The following is a 3576-nucleotide window of genomic DNA, read 5'->3' on the forward strand; positions in this document are numbered from 1 at the left end:
TCGACCGCGAGCACCTGACGCCGGCCTTCCCAGTCGACCCCGATCGCGATCAGCACCGCCTGGCTCGCAATGATGCCTTCGTCCACGCGGCGACGTGGGCCGACGACATCAAGACGAAGAGCGATTACCGGGAGGATCGCATTACGGACGCGACCGCCGGGCAGAACGTAGCTTACGACAAGCTCAAGCACAGCTATTGGCACTATGAGGACATATTGTTCTCGCCGGACGGCACGACGCTGCCCGCACCGGATCCGGTCGATGCCGCGAAGATGGCGAAGATCATGATCGCTACGCTGCCCGCAGCTTCCGGCGCCTCCGATCAACTCCGTTCCTACGACCTCGCCTGGTTGCTGCACCTCGTCGGGGATCTCCATCAACCGCTTCACGCGATCGCCCGCTATACCGCCGAGCTTCCGCACGGCGACCGCGGCGGCAATGCCGAGATGGTGGTCCCGGCCACCGGCGAGACGATCGCGCTGCACGCCTATTGGGATCGTCTCTTCGGCGGATATTCTTCCGTCTTCGCGGCCATCTTCGACGCCGACGATCGGGGTGGCCTCGGGTCGGTTGCGGTCGATGCCGACGCGCAGAAGGTGCTCGATCCCGATCGATGGGCGCAGGAGAGCTTCGAGGCCGCGAAGAGCTTCGCATACGCCCAGCCGGTCGGGCCTGGATCGGCTCCGGTCCAACTCACGCGCGACTACGAAACGAACGCACGCAACGTCGCCCGGAACCGCGCAGCCCTTGCCGCGGCAAGGCTCGCGAAATTACTGGACATGGCGCTCCGCTAGATCTCGAAGGGAGAACCTGAATGCTGCCGACGATGCTTCAGAGATTGTACGCGGCGTCCGACCTCCTTGATGGATTCAATCCGTTCGACGAGTTGGGATTCACGCTCACCCGCGATTTCGAGGTGTTTCGGCAATTCGTGTCCGACGGAGGACCCGTGCCGTCCTCCCTGGCGACGCGACTGTCGCAGGCGCGGCACGACGCGACGATCGCCGATGCCCTCAAGAGATTTCTGAAGGACGTTGGCCGGCCGCTCGTGGGGTTCATGGGCGGCCACGCCGCCAAGCGCAATTCGCCGGCGTTCGCTGACATCGCCAAGCTTGCCTGGAGCGTGGCGCAGGACGGGTACCTCATCGTCACCGGAGGCGGTCCCGGCGTCATGGAGGCTGCGCACGTGGGAGCGGCCTTCAGCAAAAACGGAATGGACGATCTCGAAAGGGCCTTGGCGAAGCTTGCGGCGACCCCGGATTACGGCGATCTGGATGATCTCTTCGCGAACGACGGCAGCCTTAAGAAATCGAAGCGGAAGGACGTGATGGCCGCCCGCGATTGGCTCGCTGCTGCACTCGACGTGCGTTCGGCCGCGCCGTCGACGCTGCCTCTCAGCCTGGCCATCCCGACCTGGCTGTACGGTGCCGAGCCCACGATGCCGTTCGCGACGCACTACGCCAAATATTACCAGAACAGTCTTCGAGAGGAAGCGCTCGTCAATAATTCGCGGGCTGGGATCATCTACGGCCGAGGGGGCGGCGGAACGCTGCGCGAGATTTTCCAGGACGTGGAAAGGAACTACTACGCTAAGGACGCTGAGAATTTCACTCCAATGATATTCTTCGACAGGGGCGGCTACTGGCTGCGCTCCGCGGTCTACGAGAGCGGCAAGGTTACGAGCTACGGCTTGAAATTGGACGAAACCGTCCCCGAGATACTCAAGTTCGGGATCTGCACCCGATTGAGTCCCGACGAAGCCGCATTGCGGCAATTTCTCGATAAAATGGCTTTCACGGACGACGTAGGTGTCATCAAGGATGTCTTGGCCAAGCATTCGAGCATTGCGAAGCGGAATATGTCTTTCGCGCTCGCCGGCGAGTCGTTCAGGATACCTACGCTGCGTATGAACCGGGCCTAAACTAAACGGGCGCGCGCTGCGCCCAGTCTTCCTCGGGACATTCCGGACAGGTATCGCCAAATGCTGTCGGAACTCCCGCGACCGCGATGACGGCGGCCTGAGGCGGGACGCCCGGCAGATTTTGGCGTGCGATATCGAACGCGCGTGGGCTAACGATCTTAAATCCGTGAAGCGTTCCTGTTATCTTTTGGATTCGCCGACTGGCCGACTTTCAATGCCGATATAATCGGGTCGCGTGGTAGAATGATTCATCTGCCAGAGCGATGAATGATAGGAAGCAGTCCGTTAATTTCGAGGGTTGGTGACAGCCGCTCCCACAGTTTGCTTTTTGCGCATGATCCAGCGTATCCCGGCACAGGCCCTAATGCTTCCCTGTACTGATGCAACCTGCTTGAGCCTCTCGGAGAGATTGTTATGGCAAAACCCGCTCCAACCATCCTCACGCCATTCTTCCGCCCCCGCGATGAAGGCGCTGAGGAACAAGAGATGTACGTGGCGGGATTCGTCGATAAGGAGGACCAGGCGTGGGGTACGCTGATCCCACTGGAGGCGGGGATGGTCGAGCAAGCCGTTATGGCGCATCAGACATTCAGGGTCTGGTGTAACTCCGACGGCTGCATCCAACCGCAGCCCAGTAGCGATGGGCTATTTGAACATCTCCTCCAGAAAGGACAGTTGAAGGAAACGGCCATCGACGAACTCGTCGCCGAAGCTATCGAACAGGGCAGGAATGAACCTAATGATGACATTCTCGACATGTTCGAGACCCTGCATGAACGGCTGGTACGCGGCGCGAGCGCAGTCGCTGACGAGATTGCGCGGCGCAGGGGATGAATCCCGGTGCGTGAACGAGGATCTTGGCCAATTTTGATAGCCGGCCGAGGAAGGATGTTCCTGCCATAGCGGGACACGCATCGACGGCCCCAATCCTCATCGGATCGACCACGGCTCGTGGCGGAACCAGCATTTCGAGTTTTGCCTCATCGGACGCCGCCGTCCCTCGGACTGCACAGCGTGGCCGCCCTTGCCGCGGTTTACCACGTGCTCTCGTCCATTTATCTCGAGGACTACTCCATGAAGGGGGTGAAGGACTTGCTGCAAACGTTCATGGGCGACCCACGGCAGCTCAATTTCGCGCGTACAATGTCTCCTCCTGTCATCAATAAGGGATTGGGCGAGCCCCTTCGGGGACGGGTCGCCTCGCGCCGCTGAACGCGCTCCCGGAGCCCGCACGCGGTCTCCGCGCATTCGCGCGACGATCCTCTCGCGGGTGACCGACGCATCTCGCACGATCATCAGCTACGCCCGCCAGCTTCTCTCCGGTAGAATCTGTTCTCGCCGACGCACGCTCGCATGTCGGCGCGCCGGAACCAGATGGCGCGTGCGCATCGCAGCGGCGGATTGCCCGCAGTAAAGATGATCTGTTCATCGGTCCGCATGCGCAGCACCTCATGCGGCAGCATGAGCGGCCGGCGCGCGAGCTGCTTGGACCGCGTCCGGGAGGAACCCGACATCTGCGAGGACCGGCTCAGCTGATCCACCTCGACCGTCGTGTCGCCGCAGCGCTTCGAGATGTAGTCCGCCGTCTCGGGATCGTTGATCGCCGAGAAGGAGATCCAGGACGCGCTCTCGAACCACTTGCTGGTGGCATCACG

The 3576-nt window shown here is 61.5% G+C and carries 4 protein-coding genes and 1 pseudogene; 3 read left to right on the forward strand and 2 right to left on the reverse strand.

The window, feature by feature from the left end; translation table 11 throughout:
- Positions 1-92 (reverse strand): annotated as a pseudogene (locus tag AAFX91_RS39875) (transposase); the annotation flags it as partial.
- A 15-nt stretch (positions 93-107) separates the two neighbouring features.
- Between AAFX91_RS39875 and AAFX91_RS39880 the strand changes: the two are divergent.
- From AAFX91_RS39880 to AAFX91_RS39890, 3 genes are all read left to right on the forward strand, one after another.
- Positions 108-794, forward strand: coding sequence for a S1/P1 nuclease (locus AAFX91_RS39880; RefSeq protein WP_394570154.1), 687 nt, complete (start codon positions 108-110; stop codon positions 792-794).
- Positions 795-814: 20 nt separating this feature from the next.
- A complete protein-coding gene (locus tag AAFX91_RS39885) occupies positions 815-1921 on the forward strand; it encodes a hypothetical protein (RefSeq protein ID WP_394570151.1) in 1107 nt (368 codons plus the stop codon).
- A gap of 414 nt (positions 1922-2335) precedes the next feature.
- Entirely contained in the window at positions 2336-2755 is a 420-nt protein-coding gene (locus AAFX91_RS39890) for a hypothetical protein (protein WP_394570152.1), read from the forward strand.
- 461 nt (positions 2756-3216) lie between these two features.
- Here the strand turns inward: AAFX91_RS39890 and AAFX91_RS39895 are convergent.
- Positions 3217-3576 (reverse strand): type IV secretory system conjugative DNA transfer family protein (locus AAFX91_RS39895; RefSeq protein ID WP_394570153.1); only part of this gene is annotated, 360 nt, incomplete at its 5' end.

The sequence above is a fragment of the Bradyrhizobium sp. 31Argb genome, assembly GCF_043638955.1.
Lineage (GTDB): Bacteria > Pseudomonadota > Alphaproteobacteria > Rhizobiales > Xanthobacteraceae > Bradyrhizobium.

Excerpts from the sequence above, each read along its gene's own strand:
- AAFX91_RS39890 (WP_394570152.1), top strand. The coding sequence starts at position 2,336 with ATGGCAAAACCCGCTCCAACCATCCTCACGCCATTCTTCCGCCCCCGC.
- AAFX91_RS39885 (WP_394570151.1), top strand. The coding sequence starts at position 815 with ATGCTGCCGACGATGCTTCAGAGATTGTACGCGGCGTCCGACCTCCTT.